Source organism: Roseateles asaccharophilus (assembly GCF_004362405.1).
Classification (GTDB): domain Bacteria; phylum Pseudomonadota; class Gammaproteobacteria; order Burkholderiales; family Burkholderiaceae_C; genus Kinneretia; species Kinneretia asaccharophila.
Window position 1 is genome coordinate 297170 of sequence record NZ_SNXE01000002.1, and the last position, 21369, is coordinate 318538.

Annotated in this window: 16 protein-coding genes; 5 read left to right on the forward strand and 11 right to left on the reverse strand. The window is 69.0% G+C overall.

The annotated features are described in order from the left end of the window. Positions 1 to 6: 6 nt before the first annotated feature. From DFR39_RS06170 to DFR39_RS06180, 3 genes are read right to left on the reverse strand one after another with little or no spacing between them, the layout of a single operon-like run. Positions 7 to 2121 (reverse strand): transglutaminase TgpA family protein, encoded by a 2115-nt coding sequence (locus DFR39_RS06170; protein WP_246030715.1) that lies wholly within the window; start codon positions 2119 to 2121, stop codon positions 7 to 9. After that, complete coding sequence (locus DFR39_RS06175) at positions 2118 to 3098, reverse strand: DUF58 domain-containing protein (protein WP_133602667.1); 981 nt, start codon at positions 3096 to 3098, stop codon at positions 2118 to 2120. The genes DFR39_RS06170 and DFR39_RS06175 overlap by 4 nt, the downstream gene beginning before the upstream one ends. Positions 3099 to 3100: 2 nt before the next feature. After that, a complete protein-coding gene (locus DFR39_RS06180; RefSeq protein WP_133602668.1) occupies positions 3101 to 4051 on the reverse strand; it encodes an AAA family ATPase in 951 nt (316 codons plus the stop codon). Between the two features lie 50 nt (positions 4052 to 4101). Here DFR39_RS06180 and DFR39_RS06185 point away from each other — a divergent pair, with 50 nt between their 5' ends. Continuing rightward, positions 4102 to 5037, forward strand: coding sequence for a histone deacetylase family protein (locus DFR39_RS06185; protein WP_133602669.1), 936 nt, complete (start codon positions 4102 to 4104; stop codon positions 5035 to 5037). A gap of 6 nt (positions 5038 to 5043) precedes the next feature. Here the strand turns inward: DFR39_RS06185 and DFR39_RS06190 are convergent, their stop codons facing one another. Continuing rightward, positions 5044 to 5883, reverse strand: a complete 840-nt coding sequence (locus tag DFR39_RS06190) for a S1 family peptidase (RefSeq protein ID WP_133602670.1) — start codon at positions 5881 to 5883, stop codon at positions 5044 to 5046. Positions 5884 to 5987: 104 nt separating this feature from the next. On the opposite strand from DFR39_RS06190, the gene DFR39_RS06195 reads away from it, so the two are divergent. After that, positions 5988 to 7247 (forward strand): mechanosensitive ion channel family protein, encoded by a 1260-nt coding sequence (locus DFR39_RS06195; protein WP_246030716.1) that lies wholly within the window; start codon positions 5988 to 5990, stop codon positions 7245 to 7247. Between the two features lie 10 nt (positions 7248 to 7257). Here the strand turns inward: DFR39_RS06195 and DFR39_RS06200 are convergent, their stop codons facing one another. The 7 genes from DFR39_RS06200 to DFR39_RS06230 form a co-directional block, all read right to left on the reverse strand. Then, positions 7258 to 10272: a bifunctional diguanylate cyclase/phosphodiesterase gene (locus DFR39_RS06200; RefSeq protein WP_133602672.1), complete on the reverse strand. Its 3015-nt coding sequence runs from the start codon at positions 10270 to 10272 to the stop codon at positions 7258 to 7260. Beyond that, positions 10269 to 11126 (reverse strand): transporter substrate-binding domain-containing protein, encoded by an 858-nt coding sequence (locus DFR39_RS06205; protein WP_133602673.1) that lies wholly within the window; start codon positions 11124 to 11126, stop codon positions 10269 to 10271. The genes DFR39_RS06200 and DFR39_RS06205 overlap by 4 nt, the downstream gene beginning before the upstream one ends. Before the next feature lie 131 nt (positions 11127 to 11257). After that, positions 11258 to 12802, reverse strand: coding sequence for a fumarate hydratase (locus DFR39_RS06210; RefSeq protein WP_133602674.1), 1545 nt, complete (start codon positions 12800 to 12802; stop codon positions 11258 to 11260). Between the two features lie 61 nt (positions 12803 to 12863). Beyond that, entirely contained in the window at positions 12864 to 13514 is a 651-nt protein-coding gene (locus tag DFR39_RS06215) for an ABC-type transport auxiliary lipoprotein family protein (RefSeq protein WP_133602675.1), read from the reverse strand. Then, entirely contained in the window at positions 13511 to 14479 is a 969-nt protein-coding gene (locus tag DFR39_RS06220) for an MlaD family protein (RefSeq protein WP_133602676.1), read from the reverse strand. The genes DFR39_RS06215 and DFR39_RS06220 overlap by 4 nt, the downstream gene beginning before the upstream one ends. Continuing rightward, on the reverse strand, positions 14469 to 15275 hold the full coding sequence (locus tag DFR39_RS06225; protein ID WP_133602677.1) for an ABC transporter ATP-binding protein: 807 nt from the start codon (positions 15273 to 15275) through the stop codon (positions 14469 to 14471). The genes DFR39_RS06220 and DFR39_RS06225 overlap by 11 nt, the downstream gene beginning before the upstream one ends. 10 nt (positions 15276 to 15285) lie before the next feature. After that, positions 15286 to 16446: an MlaE family ABC transporter permease gene (locus tag DFR39_RS06230; protein ID WP_162849437.1), complete on the reverse strand. Its 1161-nt coding sequence runs from the start codon at positions 16444 to 16446 to the stop codon at positions 15286 to 15288. Between the two features lie 139 nt (positions 16447 to 16585). On the opposite strand from DFR39_RS06230, the gene DFR39_RS06235 reads away from it, so the two are divergent. The 3 genes from DFR39_RS06235 to DFR39_RS06245 are packed head-to-tail and all read left to right on the forward strand — an operon-like array spanning position 16586 to position 21368. Then, positions 16586 to 19402: a monovalent cation/H+ antiporter subunit A gene (locus tag DFR39_RS06235; RefSeq protein ID WP_133602679.1), complete on the forward strand. Its 2817-nt coding sequence runs from the start codon at positions 16586 to 16588 to the stop codon at positions 19400 to 19402. Further along, positions 19399 to 19749, forward strand: a complete 351-nt coding sequence (locus tag DFR39_RS06240; RefSeq protein WP_246030717.1) for a Na+/H+ antiporter subunit C — start codon at positions 19399 to 19401, stop codon at positions 19747 to 19749. Before DFR39_RS06235 ends, DFR39_RS06240 begins: the two co-directional genes overlap by 4 nt. Then, positions 19746 to 21368: a monovalent cation/H+ antiporter subunit D gene (locus tag DFR39_RS06245; RefSeq protein WP_133602680.1), complete on the forward strand. Its 1623-nt coding sequence runs from the start codon at positions 19746 to 19748 to the stop codon at positions 21366 to 21368. The genes DFR39_RS06240 and DFR39_RS06245 overlap by 4 nt, the downstream gene beginning before the upstream one ends. Position 21369 lies beyond the last annotated feature (1 nt).

Sequence of the window (21369 nt, forward strand, 5' to 3'; positions counted from 1 at the left end):
GGCGCGTTACGGTGAGCTCGGGGTGCGCAGCATACGGCCTGCCGCGCGGAAGGCGCGCAAGCGACGCCGCCTCGCGGCCCAGCCCAGATCCGGCGCGGAGGCCGCTGGGGCATAGCGCGCGCGCTCCAGCTCCAGCAGCAACTGTTCCAGCGGCGCGGCCCGGGCGCCATGGCGCTGGCGCAGCAGCTCGGCCCACAGGCGCGGCCCCTGGTGAGCCTGGGCGGGCACATCCAGGCGGCGCAGCTCGCGCAGCAGGGCCGCGCGCAGCTGGCTCCAGCCGTCGTGGGCACGTGCCTGCCAGGCCACCCAGAGGGCGCCGGCCGCGGCGATCAGGCCGAGCAAGCCGGCCGCCAGCTGGCCCAGGGCGCTCCAGTCGGGGCTGCTCCAGCCCAGGCTCTTGAGCAGATCGAACTGATCCTGGCGCGAGTAGTTGAGCACGTACTGCTGCCAGCGGTTGTTCAGGGCCTCCCAGCCCGAGCGCAGGCCTTGCAGGCCGCGCCACAGGGCCGGGCTCAGGGCGTTGACGGTGCCCGCCAGGGCGCCGGGCGGGGCTTGCAGGGCCAGGCCGGCCAGCACGCGCTCGGGCGCCACGGCGGCCGTGGGGTCCACGCGCTGCCAGCCGCGCTCGGGCAGCCAGACCTCGGCCCATGCATGGGCCTGGGCGTTGCGCACCACCAGATAGCCGTCCTGCAGCTCGCGGTCGGCGCCCTGGAAGCCGGTGACGACCCGGGCCGGCAGGCCCAAGGCGCGCATCACCACCACAAAGGCGCCGGCAAAGTGCTCGCAAAAGCCCAGCCGCCGGTCCAGCCAGAACTCGTCCACCAGATGCGGGCTGTTATCGCCATAGCGCCCCGGGGTCAGGGTGTAGATGAACTCGGCCTCGCGCAGATGCTGCAGCACCGCGGCCACGGCGGCGGGGCCGTACTCGGCCGGGCTCAGGTCTTGCAGGCGCTCGCGGCGCAGATCCGCCGCCCAGCCCAGGGTGCGCGGGTTGAGCCCGGGCGGCAGCTCCTGATAGGCCAAGAGGCTGGCGCTCATGCGGCGCGGGCCGCTGCTGTAGTCCAGGTGGGCCTGGGCCTGCAGGCGCAGCCGCTCCGTGATGGGCCGGGGCGACAGCCACTGCAGCTCGCTGCCGCGCCACAGGCTCAAGCCCTGGGCCTCCAGCCGGGTGCCGGGGGCTTCGGGGCCGGATTCCAGCAGGGGCAGCACCGACAGGCGCAGCGGCTCCAGCGTGATCTCGTAGCGCAGGGCCGGGCCGCGCACCTCGGGCGCGCTTCCGCCGAGCATGGCGGCTTGCGGGCCTTGGCCGGGCAGGGCGCGCCAGCTGCGGCCGTCAAAGCGGCTGAGCACCGGGCCGCGGAAGTACAGCTTCTCGGGGGGCGGGGGTGGCCCCTCGAAGCGCAGGCGCATGGCGATGCTCTCGTCGTTGGCGATCTCGCTCATGGCGCCGAACTGCATTTCGTTGGACAGGCCGGTCTTGCCCACGGCGTCGCTGGGCACGCCCCACAGCGGCGCGATGCGGGGAAAGAGCATAAAGAGCAGCACCATCACCGGCAGGCCCAGGGCGGTGGTGCGCGCCGCCTGGGCGGCGGCCAGGCGCAGGCTGGGCTGGCCTACGGGCATCTGGGCCAGCACCAGGGCGCTCATCAGGGCCCAGACGCACAGCAGGGTCCACAGGCCGGTGAGCAGGGACTGGGAATAGAGAAACTGCGTGAGTACCAGGAAGAAGCCCAGGAAGAAGACCACGAAGGCGTCGCGCCGGGCGCGCAGCTCCAGGGTCTTCATGGCCATGAGCATGAGCAGCATGGTGATGCCGGGCTCGCGGCCCAGCAGGGTGCGGTGGGTGAGCAGGGTCAGGCCCGCGGTGAGCGCAATCAGCAGCAGCAGGGCCCAGCGCCCGGGCAGGGGCCGGCCCTGCCAGGCCAGCAGGCCGCGCCAGAGCAGCATCAGACCCGTCATCAGGCCGCACCACAGGGGCACATGGTCCAGATGCGGCAGCGCCGTGGCGGCAATGGTGGCCAGCAGAAAGAAGGTGTCGCGGGTGTCCCGCGGCAGATGGCTCAGGCGCTCGCGCCAGCCCATGCCGCTGCCTGCGACGCTCCGGGGGCTGATTGGGCTCATGGCTGTACCCCGCCCGGGGCGGCGGCCAGCATCTGCAGGGCGGCCTGCAGATGGGCCGGCCCCAGATCGGGCTCCAGGGTCTGGCTCTCGTCCAGGGCCAGACTCAGGCCCCAGGGCTCGCCACGCTGCTCGGCCTCCAGGGCCCAGGCCGTCAGGCGCGAGAGCCGGGCCTCCCAGTCCTGGAGCCCGGCGGTATCGGCCAGGCGCAGCCAGCGTCGCCGGCTGGCCGGGGCCAGGCTGTCGCGCACCAGCAGCTGCTCGCCCCCCTGCTGGGCGGCCTTCTTCCAGAGCACCTGCTTGGGCGAGTCGCCATGCTGATAGGGGCGCACGCTCTCGAAGTCGTCGCCCCGGCGCTGCAGGCCGGCGCTGGCGCTGCCGTCGCCGCTGCTGGCCGCGTGGGCCGGCAGTGGCGGGGCACCTTCCTCGGGGCGGGGGTAGATCCAGACCCGGGCCGCCGGCCGCCACACACTCCAGGCGCCGAACAGGCCCAGGGGAAAGCGCGTGGCGATGCGCAGCATGGGCAGGCTCATCAGCCCGCGCCGCTCCGCCGGACAAGCCAGGCTGAGCTGGGCGTGCCCACCGGCCGGCACATCCACCCAGGCCGGCTCACCCGCGGTCCCGACGCGCAGTCCGATGCCATAGCGCGCGCGGCCGCTGTTGTGCAGGCGCAGCTCCAGCTGCAGGTCCTGGCCGGCATGCACGCTGGCGGGCGGCTTGAGGTCCAGGCTCAGACCGCGCAGATTGCCGTGGGTGGCATGCATGGAGGCAAAGCCCGCCCCCGCCAGCAAAAAGGTCAGGGCATAGCCCAGGCTGAGCTGGTCATTGATGGAGGCCAGCAGCAGCACCAGCAGGGTGGCGCAGAAGAACAGGCCCGGGCGGCTGGGCAGGATGTAGATATTGCGCTGCACCAGCCGGTGGGTGTCGCTGGCCGGATGCCGGGCCTGCCACCAGGCCTGCCAGCGTTGACGCAGCTTCATGCTCAGGGCAAAGGGATGGCCTCGACCATGGCGCGCACCTGCTCGCGCGCACCGCGGCCGGCACCGGCCTTGGGGCGCAGGCGGTGGGCCATGGTCTGGGGCAGGATGGACTGCAGATCGTCGGGCGAGACATAGTCGCGCCCGTCCAGCAGGGCACGGGCGCGCGCAGCGCGCAGTACGCCCAGGCCGGCGCGCGGACTCAGGCCCTCGACGAACCACTGGCCCGAGCGGGTGGCAGCGAGCAGGGCCTGCAGATAGTCCAGCAGGGCCGGGGAGGCATGCACCTGACGCACGGCGGCCTGGGCCTGCAGCAGCTGCTCGGGTGTCATGACGGGCTGCAGGGCCTTGATCGCCTCGCGGCTGTCCTCGCCCATCAGCAGTTCGCGCTCGGACTGGGCATCGGGATAGCCCAGGGAGATGCGCATCAGGAAGCGGTCCAGCTGCGACTCGGGCAAGGGGTAGGTGCCCAGCTGCTCGCTGGGGTTCTGGGTGGCGATCACGAAGAAGGGGCGGGGCAGGGTATGGGTCTGGCCGTCCACGCTGACCTGCTGCTCCTCCATGGCCTCCAGCAGGGCGCTCTGCGTCTTGGGGCCGGCGCGGTTGATCTCGTCGGCCAGCAAGACCTGTGCGAATACCGGACCGGGGTGGAAGGTGAAGCGCGCACTGTCGCGTTCATAGACCGAGACGCCCAGCAGATCGGATGGCATGAGGTCCGAGGTGAACTGCACGCGCGAGAAGCGCAGGCCCAGGCAGACCGAGAGCGTGTGCGCCAGCGTGGTCTTGCCCACGCCGGGCAGATCCTCGATGAGCAGATGGCCGCCGGCGATCAGGCAGGCCACGCAGTCCCGGATCTGGGGCGACTTGCCCTTGATGATCGTGCTAATCTGGCGCTGCAGCGCCGCGAGGGGTCCGGCCAGCGCAGCGGCCGGAGCTGTTGCTTCCTTGAGCGTCATGCGAGAGAACATAACTCAAAACAAGGGACGACGAGTCTTTCACCAGCGCGATGTCTACTGCCTTCATCAGCCATGCCGACTGCCGGCGCCATGAGATGGGTGCGGGTCACCCCGAATGTCCTCAGCGCCTGGATGCGATCGAGGACTGGCTGATCGGCACGGGGCTGGATGTGGCGCTGCAGCGCTTCGATGCCAGCAACGCCAGCCCGCAGGCGCTTGAGCGTGCGCACAGCAGCGCCTATATCGCCCATATCCGCGATCTGCTCGAGGGCCTGGCGGCCAGCGGCGAGACCCGGGCCATCGACCCCGACACCATCGCCAATCCCTACACTTGGTCGGCCGCGCTCAAGGCCGCCGGTGCCGCGGTACAGGCCACCGACCTGGTGCTGGATGGCCAGGTGGAGAACGCCTTCTGCGCGGTGCGTCCGCCCGGCCATCACGCCACGCGCGACCAGGCCATGGGCTTTTGCTTCTTCAACAATGTGGCGGTAGCGGCGCGCCATGCCCTGGACGACCGCGGGCTCAAGCGCGTGGCGGTGGTGGACTTCGATGTGCACCACGGCAATGGCACCGAGGACATCCTGGCCGGCGACGACAGGGTGCTGATGGTCAGCATCTTCCAGCACCCGCTCTATCCCTTCAGCGGCGCCGTGCCCAAGGGCGAGAACATGGTCAACGTGCCGGTGCCGCCCTACACCAAGGGCGGTGAGGTGCGCGAGCTGATCGAGGCCATGTGGATGCCGGCCCTGGAGCGTTTCAGGCCCGAGATGATCTTCATCTCGGCCGGCTTCGACGCCCACCGCGAGGACGATCTGGGCCAGCTGGGCCTGACCGAGGCTGACTACGAGTGGATCACCCTGCGCCTGCAGGATGTGGCCCGGCGCCACGCCAAGGGGCGCATCGTGTCCTGCCTGGAGGGCGGCTACCACCTGGACGCCCTGGCGCGCAGCGTGGGCGCGCATCTGCGGGTGCTGGCGGGCGTCTGAGCCGCCTCAGGGCTTGCCGCCCTTGTCCTCGACGCTGGCCTTGTTCATGAGGGCGCGCACATGCCGCACCGGCATGGCGTAGCTGATGCCCGTGGGTGAGCTGAGGGCCGATTCCCGCGTGTTCTTGATCAGGGCCATGCTCAGCACGCCCACGACCTCGCCGCTGGCGATGTCCAGCACCGGGCCGCCGCTATTGCCCGGGTAGCTGATGATGTCCAGTTGCAGCACCTCGAAGGCCCCTTGGCGCAGCTGGGCCACATTGCGTGCATTGAGCGTCTGGGCATTGAGCGAGGGCAGGCTGATGGCCGTATGGGCCGCCACCACGCCCCGGTGCGTGACATGGGAGTAGCCCAGCAGCCCCCCGATGGGGAAGCCGATCAGGGCGATATCGCTACCCTCGGGCGGCGAGGCATCGCTGGCCAGACGCAGGGCCGGCGCGGGCGGGCCGTCAAAGCGCAGCAGGGCCACATCATGGGCCGGGTCATTCACCAGCACCGTGGCCATGCGCGGTGTCCATTGCCGATCGCTGCCCCAGACCTGCACGGCCAGGCGGCGCTCCTGGGTCTCCACCATCTGCAAGGGCGGCAGCACATGGGCGCCGGTGACGGCCAGATTGCCATCGCCCACGACAAAGCCGGTGCCTCGGAAGCCGAAACGGGGGCTGTCGAGGGCGCCAAACGTGCCCACCAGCAGCACCGAGGGCTTGGCCCGCGCGACCAGGCTGGGCAGGTCCTGGGCCAGCAGGGCGGCAGGGGCCAGCAGGCACAGGGCCAGGGCTTGCCGCAAGAGCGTGCGCCGACCCAGGCGGGCGCTGGGGAGCGGGGTGGGGGGCAGGGGCTTTTGCATGATGGGCGGACGATAGCAAAGCCCGACCCTTCGCGCAGCCGGGCTCGTCTGTCAAACGCCGGCCGTCGGGCAGCGGCGACAATGCGGGCATGAATCAGCCCGTGATGACAATCAATGAATTGCTGGCCCTGGGCCGCAACTTTTTCAAGCCGGCCGTCCTGACCGAGCTGGGTCTGCTTGTGGCCTGTCTGGGCCTGGCCTGGTTGCTGGTGCGCCTGATCCAGCCCCGCCTGGCCTCGCAGCAGCTCAAGCACTCGGTGCTCTTTGGTCACCATGTGGTGGACGGCGCCCTGTTCCCCGGACTGGCCCTGCTGCTGGCGCTGGGCGCCAAGCGCCTGCTGCCCTGGCTGGAGCTCTCACCCGCGCTGTTCAAGCTGGCCCTGCCGGTGCTGATGTCCCTGCTGGTCATCCGCCTGACGGCCCGCGTGCTGCGTGCCGCGCTGCCCGAGGCCAACTGGGTCAAGGTGGTGGAGCGCAGCGTGTCCTGGATGGCCTGGGGGGCGTCCGTGCTCTGGATCACCGGCCTGCTGCCCGAGATCCTGGACGAGATGGAAAGCATTCGCTGGAAGATCGGCGCCAGCCAAGTGTCCCTGCGGGCCCTGCTGGAAGGCGGGCTGACGGCGGTGCTGGTGATGATGCTGGCCTTGTGGCTCTCGGCCGTGATTGAGGCGCGCCTGCTGCGCGATGTGACCAGCGATCTCTCGCTGCGCAAGATCGGGGTGAACATCACGCGGGCCCTGCTGCTGTTCGCAGGCCTGCTGTTTGCCCTCTCGGCCGCGGGCATCGATCTGACCGCGCTGAGCGTGCTGGGCGGCGGCCTGGGCGTGGGCATCGGTCTGGGCATGCAGAAGCTGGCGGCCAACTACGTGTCGGGCTTCGTGATCCTGGCCGAGCGCTCCCTGCGCATCGGCGATATGGTGCGCGTGGACAACTTCGAGGGCCGCATCAGCGATATCAAGACGCGCTACACCGTCATCCGCGCCCTGGGCGGGCGTGAGGCCGTGGTGCCCAACGAGACCCTGATCACCACCCGGGTGGAGAACCTCTCGCTGACCGACCCGCGCGTGCTGCTCAGCACCGTGGTGCAGGTGGCCTATGGCAGCGATGTGGAAAGCCTGATGCCGCTGATGGTGGAGCGTGTGCTGCAGGTGCCGCGGGTGCTGGCCGATCCGGCACCTTCGGTGCAGCTGAGCAATTTCGCCGCCGATGGCCTGGAGCTGACGGTGCTGTTCTGGATTGCCGATCCCGAGAACGGTCAGGGCGGCCCGCGCTCGGATGTGAATCTGGCTCTGCTGCGCCTGCTGAACGAGCGTGGCGTCGAGATTCCCTTCCCGCAGCGGGTGGTGCGCAGCGTGCAAGGCTGAGCCCCGCGGCTCAGTGCAGGCGGCGGTATTCCGGCTCGATGCGGCGCAGCGACGGCCACAGCGGCATCTCGTTGTAGGGCATGGGGTGGGCAAAGAGATAGCCCTGCATCAGGTGGCAGCCCATCTCGCGCAGCAACTGGACTTGGGACTCTGTCTCCACCCCTTCGGCCACACATTCCAGGCCCAGGCTGGCGGCCATGGCGATGATGGCCCGGACCAGGGCGCGGTCTCCCGCGTTTCTGTCCAGGTCCTGGACAAAGGAGCGGTCGATCTTCACCGCATCGACCGGGAAGTGCTTGAGGTGGCTGAGGCTGGAGTAGCCGGTGCCAAAGTCGTCCACCGCCAAGCGTACCCCCAGGCTCTTGAGTTGCAGCAGTGCACGCCTTGATTCCTCGGGGCTGCCCATCAGGGCGGACTCGGTGATCTCCAGCTCCAGCCGTGGCGGGGGCAAGCCGGTTTCGCGCAGCAGGCGCTGAACGTCTTCGGGAAAGCGGGCGTCGACCAACTGCTGCGGCGACACATTGATGGCCAGGCGCAGCTCCGATTCCAGCAGATCGCGGCGCTCGGACAGCAGCCGGGCTACCAGCTGCAACACATGCCGGCCCAGACTCAGCATCAGGCCGCTCTCCTCCGCCACGGGAATGAACTCGGCCGGTCCGATCTCGGGGCCGCTCGCCGGTGCCCAGCGCAGCAAGGCCTCTGCAGCGACATGGCGACCGCCTTCGATGTCCACCTGGGCCTGCAGCATCAGGTACAGACGCTCGCCCTCCATGTCCTGCCGCAGCAGCTGGGCCATCTGCAGGCGTTGCACCGCCGTGGCAGCCATGGCCGGGTCGTAGAGGCAGTAGCGGTTGCGGCCCAGCTGCTTGGCGCGGTAGAGCGCCATATCGGCGTGCTTCATCAACTCCTCGGCGCTCTGCCCATCGTCGGGATAAAGGGCCAGGCCCATGCTGAGGCTTGCCGTGACCTGGCGTGCGCCAAGGGCGATCGGCTCGGCCACCTGACGCAGCAGCTTCTCGGCCACCCGCGCCGCATGTTCGGGCCCCTGGACTTCGCTGAGCAGGAGCACGAATTCGTCACCACCCAGGCGGCACACCGTATCGGTGCTGCGCAGCTCGCCGGAGAGGCGCTGCGCCACAAGCTGCAGCAGCTGATCGCCCATGGCATGGCCCAGGGTGTCGTTGATCAGCTTGAAGTGATCCAGGTCCACGAAGCCGATGGCAAAGCCCTGACCCTTGCGTGCCGCACTGGAGCAGGCCTGCTCGATACGATCCATCAGCAGCACCCGGTTGGGCAGGCCCGTGAGGGCATCATGGTGGGCCATGTGGTTGAGGCGCCGCGCATCTTCACGTGCGCGGCTCACATCCTGGAACACCATCACGACCCCGCGCAAATGGCCCGTGGCGTCGTGGATGGGCGAGGCGCTGCCGGTCATGGCATAGCTGTGACCATCGCGGGCCTGCAGCACGCAGTCCGGCGGCAAGGTTTCCATCCGCCCGGTGGCCAGGCAACTGCCCACGGGGTCCAGCGCCCTGGTTTTGTCGTGGGCGGCACGCAGGTTCAGCACCTCGGTCACCGCGTGCCCGGCCGCGGCGTTCATGTCCCAGCCGCTGAGTCGGGATGCACTGCGGTTGATGAAGATGATCCGCCCTTGCTCGTCGGTGCTGAGTACGCCGTCGGCAATCGAGGTCAGGGTGATCTGCAGCAACTGCCGTTCCTCGTCCAGTCGCTTGAGCAGGGCCTGCTCCTCGGTCACATCGCGCAATGAGGCCATGCTGCACAAGCCCTGCTCGCGCCCGGCATCTTCTTCCCAGACCATGGACAGGCGAACCCGCCGTAGCTTGCCATCGGCACGGCGTGCCAGCATGGGCAGATCTTCGACCGGCTCGCCCGCGGTAAGCACGGGCAGCAGTTCGGGCGAGGCCAGCCCCTGCGGGTCCAGGCTGATGAAGTCGGAGATCTTACGGCCCAGCACCTCGGACTCGCGATAGCCGAAGTGCTGCAGCCAGGCGCTGCTGACGCTGAGCAGGCGGCCCTCGACATCGGTGGAGTGCAGCAGGGTGGGGGCCCGGGTGTAGAGGCTGCGGTAGCGCGCCTCACGGCGCGCCAGCTGCTCCGCATTGCGCCGGCGGCTCTGTTCCAGGGCAGCCCCCAGCAGCAGCGGGCTTAGCACGGCCAGCAGCAAGGGCAGCAGGTGCAGGGCGTCGGCGCCTGGGCCGGTCTGGGGCGGCAGCACCATGAGGCCGCGCGAGATCAGCCCGAAGCAGGCGGCCACCGTGATGGGCGCGGCCAAGCTGGCCGAGGCAAAGCCCCCGCAGTAGGCGGCCAGCATGCCGATGGCCGCCACATAGACGTAGGGATAGGGCAGGCTGCTGAAGGCCAGCAGGGTGACGCCGGCCACCAGCAGGGCCAGGGGTAGCTGCAGCGTTTGCAGACAGGCCTGCAGCGCCTGACGCGGCCCCAGTGCCAGCGCCAGGACACCCAGCGGGAACACGCAGACCCAGCCCAGTGCGGAGCCCAGCCACCAGGTGGTGAAAATGCCGAGCAAGTCGCCTGCCGGAGCGAGCATGAAGAGCGTGATACTGCCGGCCAGGGCCCCGAGGCCCGCGGCCAGTGCCGGGCCTAACAGCAGGGCCTGGAGCAGGGCATTGGGCTCGTGGATGACGCTGCGCACATTGCCGTGACGCCGCAGCAGCCAGGCGCCCATCCAGGCCTCCAGCACATTGCCCGGCACGAAGGCGAGCGCCATGGTAGCGGTGCCACCGGTCAGCATATTGGCGCCCAGCACCGCCAGGCCATGCGCGACCAGGAGTGTCGGCCAGTGGCGCGGCGTGTAGGCCAGCATGGCGCAGACGATGAGGGTGTTGCTGAGCCACAGCGGGGCGATGCTGCCGGGCTGACGCATGAGCATGATGCAGCCCAGCGCCGCCAGCAGGCTCAGCAGACCCCAGAGCAGCAGGGACCAGAGGGCTGGCCGGCCCGGGGGTGTGGCGGCTGGCTGCTCGGGCATGAGGCGGGCGATCATGAGCCGGCCTTGCGTGCGCGGTGGCGCATCACGAAGAACAGACTGAGCAGGCCCGCGGCGATGCTGAGGCTGGCGATCAGGCGCAGATCGGCCTGGCGCGGGTCTTGGTAGGCGAAACGTCCTTCGGGTACCCAGCGCTGGGTGATCTGGCGACGCGTGGGCTGCGGCAGCTCACGCAGGGCTTTGCGCAGCAGCTCTCCGATGTCGGGCCGCCCTATGGGGTAGGCAAAGCTGAGGGAGTACTCGAAGCCGATGTGCTGGTGCACCTCGAAGCGCAGCATTGACGCATCGCGCTGGTTCAGAAAGTGCAAGGAGGCCAGGTCGGCCACGACGGCCTCCACCTCGCCGCGCAGCATGGCCTGCAGCGCCAGGCGGTCGTCATCAAAGCTTACCCAGCGCACACCGGGATAGCGCTCACGCACAAAGCCTTCCACCGCATAGCCGCGCCCGACGCCCACGGCATGCCCGTTCAGGGCGGCCAGCTCGCTCTGGCTGGCCTTGCCCGGCGGCAGGGCCAGCACGGCCGGCACGCTGACATAGGGTTCGGTGAAGGCGAGAAAGCGGCTGCGCTCTGCGGTGGGGCGCAGGGAGGAGATGAGGTCCACCTCGCCGCGCTGGGTGGCGCTCAGGATTTCATGCAGGCTGCGCGGGGGCAGGGTGCGGACCTGAAAGCCGCCCAGGGGCGCCAGGGCCTGGAGCAGCTCGACCGACAGGCCGCCAACCTGGCCCTGGGCATCGGCGTAAACGAAGGGACCGTAGTCGGCCTCGGGGGCGAAGCGCAGCTCCACGCCCCAGGTCAGTGCCGGCCAGGCCAGCAGCCATAGCAAGGAGCAGGAATGCGCAGCCTTTGTCATGGACCCTCCCCAGGGCAGCTACTACCGCCTTGCCAGGCTTGTGCAGCCAAGCAAGGGTAAGGCGCCGCGCCCAGGGGGTCAATGCGGGGCTTTGGGCCTCCCCCATTGGGGTGGCCCGTTTTGGCACAGGATCAGGCCACGGACACGGGGATCTTGCCGATCTTGCCCTGCCCGATCTTGTCGGCCCACTCGGCCGGACCGGTGATGTGGGCGCTGGTGCCGCCGGCGTCCACGGCCACGGTCACAGGCATGTCCACCACATCGAATTCGTAGATGGCTTCCATGCCCAGGTCCTCGAAGCCCACGACCTTGGCGGCCTTGATGGCCTTGGACACCAGATAGGCCGAGCCGCCCACGGCCATCAGATAGGCCGACTTGTGCTTCTTGATGGCCTCGATCGCGACCGGGCCGCGCTCGGCCTTGCCGATCATGGCGATCAGGCCGGTCTGGGCCAGCATCATCTCGGTGAACTTGTCCATGCGGGTCGCGGTCGTCGGGCCTGCGGGGCCGACCACCTCGTCGCGCACTGGGTCGACCGGGCCCACGTAGTAGATGACGCGGTTGGTGAAGTCCACCGGCAGCTGCTGCCCTGAAGCCAGCATGTCCTGGATGCGCTTGTGGGCGGCATCGCGGCCGGTCAGCATCTTGCCGTTGAGCAGAAGGGTCTGGCCCGGCTTCCAGCTGGCCACTTCCTCGGGCGTGAGCGCGTTCAGGTCCACGCGCTTGCTCTTGTTGTAGTCAGGGGCCCAGTGCACATCGGGCCACAGGTCCAGGCTGGGGGCTTCCAAATAGGAGGGGCCCGAGCCGTCCAGCACGAAGTGGGCGTGGCGGGTGGCCGCGCAGTTGGGGATCATCGCGATGGGCTTGCTGGCCGCATGCGTGGGATAGGTCTTGATCTTGACGTCCAGCACCGTGGTCAGGCCGCCCAGGCCCTGCGCGCCTATGCCCAGGGCATTGACCTTCTCGTAGAGCTCGATGCGCAGCTCTTCCAGCTTGTTGCTGGGGCCGCGCTCCAGCAGCTCGTACATATCGATGTCGTCCATCAGGGCTTCCTTGGCCAGCAAGGCAGCCTTCTCGGCCGTGCCGCCAACGCCAATGCCCAGCATGCCCGGCGGGCACCAGCCCGCGCCCATGGTGGGCACGGTCTTGAGCACCCAGTCGACGATGTTGTCGCTGGGGTTGAGCATATAGACCTTGCTCTTGTTCTCGGAGCCGCCGCCCTTGGCCGCGACGATCACGTCCACGGTATTGCCGGGCACGACTTCCATGAAGATCACCGCGGGCGTGTTGTCCTTGGTGTTCTTGCGCTCGAAGATGGGGTCGGCCAGCACCGAGGCGCGCAGCTTGTTGTCCGGGTGGTTGTAGGCGCGGCGCACGCCTTCGTTGACCGCATCCTGGATGGAGCCGGGGAAGTCCGCCCAGCGCACGTCCATGCCGATCTTCAGGAAGACGTTGACGATGCCGGTGTCCTGGCAGATGGGGCGGCGGCCTTCGGCGCACATGCGCGAGTTGGTCAGGATCTGGGCGATCGCATCCTTGGCCGCCGGGCTCTGCTCACGCTCGTAGGCGCGGGCCAGATGCTGGATGTAGTCGGCCGGGTGGTAGTAGCTGATGTACTGCAGGGCGGCAGCCACGCTTTCGACGAGGTCGCCGTACTTGATCGTGGTGGTGTTCATGAGGCTGAACCTAGGGGGAGTTGGATGAAGCTGCCCGCAGTTTATCGGAGCCGTCTGGCGCCTAGCTTGCAGCGCCGGCGCGCCGCAGCTCGGACTCCAGCCAGGGCAGCAGCTGATCCAGCCCCTGGCTCAGCGCCCGGGACAGGGCCTGGGCCGCACCGGCGGCGTCGGCACTGGTCGCTGCAGCCTGCAGGGAGAGGCGCAGCTGGGCCTGGCGCTGACGCTGGCGGCGGTCCAGCAGCTCGGCACGCAAGTTCAGCCGGCCCAGACCGGGCGGACTGGCGAAATCGTGATGCACATCTTCCAGGCTCAGGCTGAGCAGCCAGTCGGCTTGCAGGGGCTCGCCCAGCCGGCCCAGTGCGGCGGCCAGCCCCCTGGCCTCCAGCCGCCGGGTGAGCAGGCTTGCCACCATGCGCGAGGGCCGCTCCAGCCATTGCGACTGTTGATAGAAGGCAAACTGCTGCGGCGCCCGCGCATAGGCCATGGTGTGACTGTCGGCCAGTGCATCACCCGGCAGCACCTGGATCAGCAGGGCATTCACCAGCGGCTTGGGCAAGGCTTGGGGCGGTGGACCCACATCATGCAGGCGGTGGTGCACTTGCAGGCCGCTGCTGTGGCCCACGGACACGCAGCCTGACAGGCTGAGCCACAGGCCGCTCGCGCCCAGCAGGGCCAGACCGCGCCGGCGGTCGAGGTCGATCAGGACGTTCATGGTTGTTTCTCCCCGGGGCCCAGCTGCTGCTTGCCGGCCCCCAGCAGCGCGGCCTGCGGGTCACTCAGACGGTCGAAAACGCGGGTCGCCCCGTCGATGGCGACGCGCAGCTCGGTGACCGCGACGCTGAGCTGGTCATCCACATTCGCGGCCGTGGTCTCCAGGCGCTGGGCGGCGCGACCGCCTTTGACCTGCAGCGTCGTCATGGTCTGGCTGGCCTGCTGCAGCGCCAGCCTGGCCTCTGCGGCCAGGGCCGCGGTTTCCGCCAGGGTGGCGTCCAGCTGGCGCCCCGTGCTTTCCGCGACACCGGCCATGCGCTCCCCGGACGTGCCGATCTGGGTGGCCGCTGTGCCCATCTGCTCAAGGGTCCGGTCCAGCAGGCCCAGGCGAGCATTCAGACCGCGGGCCAGATCGCGCAGCGCGGTGACGGTGTTCATGACCTCGTCCCGGTTGCCGCTGGACAGCAGCTGGTTCAGCTGGGTGAGGGTGGTGGCGGCCATGTCGCCGACCTTGTGGACGCGCCCGGCAATCTCGTCCATGCCCGAGCGGCCTTCCTTGATCACCGGATAGCGCTCGCCCTCGGCCACGGCCACCAGGGGCTCTCCCGGCGGCTCGGGCGTCACCAGGGCGATGGCGGCGATGCCGGTGACGAAGTTGCGGCTCACCATGGCCACCGTGTTGCTGCGCACGGGCGTGCGCTTGTCCACGCGGATCTCCACGCGGACGCGGTTGAACTTGTCTGCGGCCAGCGCATAGTCCTGGACGCGGCCCACCTTGATGCCGCGCAGGCTGACATCGGCACCGACCTGGAGCCCGTCCAGGGCCTGCTGCTCAAAGTGGATGGTGTAGCGGCGAAAGTCGCTCTCGCTGCCCACATTCGCCAGCCACAGCACCGCGGCGACCAGTGCTGCCAGCAGGCCCAGCACGGCCAGCCCCACCTTGGTGTAGCGTGCTTCAGCTTCCATAAGAGGGCTCTCCCTTGGTCTGGGCGGCGGGCGGCGTGCGCCCCAAAAAATACTGGCTGAGCCACGGGTCCTGAGAACGCATCAAGTCCTGCACCCGCCCATCGGCCAGCACACGGCCCTCGGCCAGGGCAATCACGCGGTCGGTGGCGCCGATCAGGGTGTCCAGATCGTGAGTGACGAGGAAGACCGTGAGGCCCAGATCATCCACCAGGCTGCGCACCAGTCGGTCAAAGCCTCGCGCGGTGATGGGATCCAGCCCCGAGGTCGGCTCGTCCATGAAAAGCAGTTCCGGCTCCAGGGCGATGGCGCGGGCGATGGCCGCACGCTTGCGCATGCCGCCCGAGAGTTCGCTGGGCAGCTTGTGGGCGGCCTCGGCGGGCAAGCCGGCCTGGTGCAGCCGCAGCTGCACCAGCTCATCAATCAGCGCGTCGTCCAGGCTGGTGTGCTCCCGCAGGGCCACGGCCACGTTCTGCGCCACGGTCAGGGAAGAGAAGAGGGCGCCGTCCTGGAACATCATGCCGAAGCGGCGCCGCACCGCCGCCAGGCGCGCGGCGTGGGTCGGGCTCCCGGTTTCGTCCCACATCTCGCAGCCGAGCAGCTCGACCTGACCGCTGCTGGGTCGGTGCAGGCCGATGATCTCGCGCAGCAGCACGGACTTGCCGGTGCCGCTCGCGCCGATCATGCCGACCAGGCTGCCACGCTGCACGCTGAAGCTGATGCCCCGGTGGACGGCATGGGTGCCGAATCGCGTGACGATGTCGCGCACAAGCAGCACGGTGTTCTGGGGCGAATTCATGGTCCGGGCGCTACCAGCGAAGAGCCTGCAGGAGCACGGCGAAGCCTGCATCCAGCAGGATGACGGCGACGATGCCCTGCACCACCGTGGAGGTGGTCGCCGCGCCAACGGCGCGGGTGTCGCGGCCCACCGTCATGCCCATGCGCACGCCGATCACGGCAATGAAGAGCGCAAAGACCGGCGCCTTGATCAGCCCCACCCAGACATGACGCAGGTCCAGCGACTCGCGCAGACGCGCCAGATAGCCGGCCGGGGTGATGCCCAGCATGGGCTCGGCGATCAGCATGCCGCCCAGGATGCTCATGACATCGCCCACAAAGACCAGCAAGGGCAGGGTCAGCATCAGCGCCAGCACGCGCGGTAGCACCAGCACCTGCATGGGGTCCAGCCCCAGGGTCTTGATGGCATCGATCTCCTCGGTCAGGCGCATGGAGCCGAGCTGAGCCGTGAAGGCCGCGCCGGAGCGGCCGGCCACGATCACGGCCACGATGATGGGCGCGAACTCGCGGGTGGCGCCTATGGCCACCCCGTCGACCACGAAGATGCTGGCCCCGTATTGCTCGGCCTGCAGGCCCAGCAGATAGGCGATGACCACGCCGATCAGCAGGGTCACGAGCGCGACCACGGGGATGGCCATGAGGCCGGTCTGCTCGATCTGGACGGTGAGCTCACGCAGACGCAGCTTCTGTCGGCCGCGCAGCACGTCCAGACCGGCCAGCAGGCTGGCCCCCAGAAAATTCAGATGGCCCAGCAGGACTGCGGCCAGGGCACTGCTGCTGCGGCCGAGTTGGGCCAGGGCCGAGCTGGGCCCGGGTGGCGCCACGGGCTGTGCATGCGCCAGATGGCGACGCACGCCCTCGACAATTCGTGCCTGAGCGGGCGATAGCCCGTGCCAGGGCTTGCCCCCCAGGCCGGCCGCTCGCAGCCAGCGCAGCAGCAGCAAGGCGGATGCCGAGTCGATGTCCTGCAGTTCACGGGCGTCGACCTGCTCGGGAAGGCGGGTCGGCTCGATGGCAAAGCCTTCCAGCAGGGTCGCCAATTCGGCCAGATGGACCATGCGCCAGACCCCGTGCAGCTTCAGCGTGGATCGAGCGCCCTCGGCCTCGCTCAGACTGAGCGAGCCGGGGCAACGGTTTGCATCGACCGGGCTGGAGGTTGAGACGGCTTCCATGCTGGGGGCAAGCATACGTGAAGGGCGTTCCTCCAGCGAGCCAGGGCTGGGGCCCCTACAATGCGCCGCGTCGTCTGCCCAAGGGCCTGCTTGCAACAGCGCCGAGGCTTCCATTGAGACAAGTTGAGACAAGGATTCGATGGCCCAGCTTGCCGCGCTTGTTCTTCTCCCCCTGCTGCTTGGCTGCGGGTTATGTGCGTTTCTTGGACGCCGCCCGGCCGTCGGTCGGCACGCGCCGGCCCTGGTGGCGGGCGCCGTCACAGCCACGGTGCTGGGCTTGCTGCTGCATCTGGCGCCCCAGGTGTTTCAGGGTCAGGTCTTGCTGGCGCACGCCGATTGGGTGCCCGCCATCGGGCTGAACATCGGATTGCGCCTGGATGGCCTGGCCTGGCTGTTTGCCGCGCTGATCAGCGCCATCGGTCTGCTGGTCATTCTCTACGCCGCCTTCTATCTGCATGCCGACGATCCGCCGGGCAAGTTCTTCAGCCTGCTGATGCTCTTCATGGCGGCCATGCTGGGCATTGCCCTCTCGGACAACCTGCTGCTCTTGGTGGTGTTCTGGGAGCTGACCAGCATTTCCTCCTTCCTGCTGGTGGGCTACTGGAGCCACAAGGACGAGGCCCGGCGCGGTGCGCGCATGGCCCTGGCCGTTACCGGCGGCGGCGGTCTGGCCCTGCTGGCCGGCGTGATCGTGCTGGGCCAGATTGCCGGCAGCTACGAACTCTCCCAGATCCTGGACAAGGGCCCACTGGTCCAGGCCGACCCCCGCTACCCGCTGGCCCTGGGCCTGATTCTTTTGGGCTGCTTCACCAAGAGCGCCCAGCTGCCCTTCCATTTCTGGCTGCCGCAGGCCATGGCGGCACCCACGCCGGTGTCGGCCTATCTGCATTCCGCCACCATGGTCAAGGCCGGACTCTTCCTGCTGATGCGCCTGTACCCGGTGATTGGCGGGGCCGAGCTGTTCGAGACCGTGGTGGCCAGCATCGGCTTGCTGACCATGGTGTTCGCGGCCTTTGTGGCGATCTTCAAGCATGACCTCAAGGGCTTGCTGGCCTACTCGACCGTCAGCCATCTGGGCTTCATCACCTTCATGATCGGGCTGTCCACGCCCATGTCGGCGGTGGTGGCGGTGTTCCACATCCTCAACCACGCCAGCTTCAAGGCGGCGCTGTTCATGACGGCGGGCATCGTCGATCACGAGGTCGGCAGCCGCGATATGCGTCGCCTGGGCGGGCTGTTCGCGCTCATGCCCTGGGTCGGCAGCCTGGCTCTGGTGGCCTCGGCCGCCATGGCGGGTCTGCCGCCCTTCAATGGCTTCATCTCCAAGGAGATGATGCTGGAGCAGGCCCTGCAGGCGGACTTCTGGGGTGCGCAGTCCTGGTTGATTCCGGTGCTGGCCACCCTGGGCGGCCTGTGTTCCGCGGCCTACTCCCTGCGCCTGGTTCACGACAGCTTCTTCAACGGCCCGGCGCGGGACTGGCCCCAAGCCCATCCGCATGAGCCGCCCTGGGGCATGAAGGCGCCGGTTTTGCTGCTGGCAGGTATCTGCCTGGCCGTAGGCCTGGCGCCCATGCTGATCGCCGGCCCCCTGGTGCAGCTGGCGGCCTCGGCCATGCTGGGCGCGCCCGCACCGGCCTTCGGCCTGGCACTCTGGCATGGCCTGAATCTGCCCCTGCTGATGAGCGCCCTGGCCGTGCTGGGCGGCGCGCTGCTCTACGCGGGCCTGCAAAAGGGCGCCTGGCTGCATCGCTACCAGGCGCGCAGTTTCAGCGGCAAGCGGGTCTTTGAAGCTGGCGTGGATGGCCTCATCGCCCTGGCCGGGCGCTGGACCGCCTGGCTGGAAAACGGTTCGCTGCAGCGCTACATCGCCTGGATGCTGATGTTCGTGATTGCCCTGGCCGCCTGGCCGCTGCTGACGGCCGAGGGCTTGGCTGCCGGCGAGCGCAGCCTGATGCCTGCGCCGCCGCTGGCCCTGCTGCTGTGGCTCTTGCTGCTGGCCATGGGTCTGGGGCTGCTGCGCCTGCAGCGCCAGCGCTTTGTGGCGGTCATCCTGACCGGCGGCATCGGCCTGCTGTGCTCGCTGAGCTTTCTGGCGCTGTCGGCGCCCGATCTGGCGCTGACGCAGCTGGCGGTGGATGTGGTGTCCACGGCCCTGCTGCTCATGGGCCTGGCCCTGCTGCCTCAGAGCAGCCCGGTGGAAAGCTCCCGGGCACGCCGGGGCCGGGACGCCCTGATTGCCCTGGCGGGCGGGGCCGGCGTGGCCTGGCTGTGCTGGCTGGTGTTGACGCGGGATCATGCGTCGATTTCCTGGTACTTCCTGCAGAACGCCGTGTCGCTGGGGGGCGGGACCAACGCGGTGAACGTGATCCTGGTGGACTTCCGTGGTTACGACACCTTTGGCGAGATCACGGTGCTGGGCATTGCCGCCGTGGGCGTGCTGGCCCTGCTGGACGGCTTGCGGGTCAACAAGCCCGGCGCGGACGCGGCGGGACGCCCCTGGAGCTACGCCCGTGAGCCCCTGATGCTGAAGGTGGTGGCGCGTCTGGTGCTGCCGCTGGCCCTGCTGGTCTCGGTCTACATCTTCTGGCGCGGGCACAACCTGCCCGGTGGCGGCTTCATCGCCGGCCTGGTCACGGGGGTGGCCCTGGTGCTTCAGTACATGGCCAACGGGCAGCAGGCGGCCGAAGCGCTGATGCATGCGCGGGGAGGGCGTCGCTTCGTGCGTTGGATCGGTCTGGGTCTGGCCATTGCCTGGGCGACCGGGGTGGGCGCCTTCTTGTTTGGCAAGCCCTTCCTGACTAGCGCCTTCGGCCATCCGGTGCTGCCCCTGCTGGGCGAGTTGCCGCTGGCCACGGCCGCACTGTTTGATCTCGGTGTGTACATCACCGTGGTGGGCGCCACGATGCTGATGCTGTCGGTGCTGGGCTCGGCGAGCAAGGAAGGGGCGCGCGCATGATGATCTCGATGGAGTTTCTGCTGGCCACCGGCATCGGTTTTGTCACGGCCTGCGGTCTGTATCTGATGCTGCGGGGTCGCAGCTTTACCGTGGTGCTGGGTCTGTCCCTGTTGGGCTACGCGGTGAATGTGTTCATCTTCGCCATGGGGCGGCTCTGGCAGTCGGCGCCGCCCATACTCTCTCAGGGACCGGTGTTTGCCGACCCCCTGCCGCAGGCCCTGGTGCTGACGGCTATCGTGATCGGCTTTGCCACCACGGGCTTCGTCATCGAGCTGGCCCTGCGCAGCCGCGCGGACAATGGCAGCGACCATGTCGACGCCACCGAGACTGAGGGGTCGGCACGATGATGATGTGGCTCAAGGATCATCTGGCCGTGCTGCCGGTGCTGCTGCCGGCCATCACCGCGGCCTTGCTGCTCCTGATGGGGGATCATGGCGCCGGCAGCCGCAGCGGCCACGGGCATCGCAAGCTGCTGTGGGCGCGCCGTCTGTCTCTGGCTTCGGCCTTCTTGGGCCTGCTGCTGGCGGCCTGGCTGGTGCAGCGGGCGGGCTCGGGTGAGTTGATCACCTATCGAGCGGGCGACTGGCCGGCGCCCTTTGGCATCCTGCTTCTGGTGGACCGGCTCGGCGCCCTGATGCTGCTGCTGAGCGCCTGCGTGGCCCTGCCCGTGCTGTGGTACGCCTGCGGTGGCTGGGATGCGCACGGCCGCTACTTCCACGCCCTGTTCCAGTTCCAGCTCATGGGCCTGGCGGGCGCTTTCGTGACGGGCGATCTGTTCAACCTCTTCGTGTTCTTCGAGGTCTTGCTGATCGCCAGCTATGTGCTGATGGTGCACGGGCAGGGCGGGGCTCGCTTCAAGGCCGGCCTGCACTATGTGGTGCTGAATCTCCTGGCCTCGGCCCTGTTCCTGATCGGGGCGGCCCTGGTCTATGCCAAGACGGGCACGCTGAATTTTGCCGATCTGGCCCTGAGGGTGCCGCAGGTGAGCGGGCCGGATGCGGCCCTCTTGCAGGTGGCCGCCTGGGTGCTGTTCGTGGTCTTCGGCTTCAAGGCGGCGCTCATGCCCATGGCCATGTGGCTGCCCAATACCTATGCCTCGGCCTGCGCGCCGGTGGCAGCGCTGTTCGCCATCATGACCAAGGTGGGGGTGTATGCCATCCTGCGGGTGCATGGCGTGGTGTTCGGCGCCTCGGCCGGGGCCAGCGCGCTGACCGTGGAGCCGGTGCTGCTGCCGCTGGCGCTGGCGACCAGCCTTACCGGCGTGCTGGGTGCGCTGGCCGCCCGCACCCTGGCGCGCCTAGTGGCCTGGCTGACCGTGGCCTCGGTCGGAACCGTGCTGGCGGGCCTGGGCCTTTTCGGCACGGCCGCTTGGGGGGCAGCGCTCTACTACATGCTCAACAGCACCCTGGTCATCGCGGCGCTCTTCATGCTGGCCGAACTGGTGGCCGCGCAGCGGGGCGAGGCCCAGGGCCTGCTCGTGCCCGCCTCGCCCCTTGCTCAGCCTACCTTGCTGGGCCTGATGCTGCTGCTGGCCGCGGCATCCACGGCCGGGCTGCCGCCCTTGCCGGGCTTTATCGGCAAGCTGATGCTGCTGGAAGCGGCCAGCGGCCATGCCTGGGCCGTGAGCTTCTGGGCCGTGGTGCTGGGCGTTGGTTTCCTGACCCTGCTGGGCCTGGCGCGTGCCGGCAGCATTCTGTTCTGGCATGTGCGAGACGATGCGCCTGCGGCGGCCTCGGCGGGCGGCAGCGCCAAGCTGGTGACGGCCACCGCCAGCCTCTTGCTGGCCAGCGTGCTGATGAGCGTGGCGGCCGCCCCCGTGCAGCGCTACACGGAGGCTGCCGCGGTCCAGCTGATGGACTTGAGCACCTATGCCGAGGCGGCCTTGCCGGAGCAGGGGGGCGCCGCTGCCCGCAGCACCCGCCCCTATGACGGACGCATGCCGTCCCCGCCTGCTGGAGCCCAGTGAC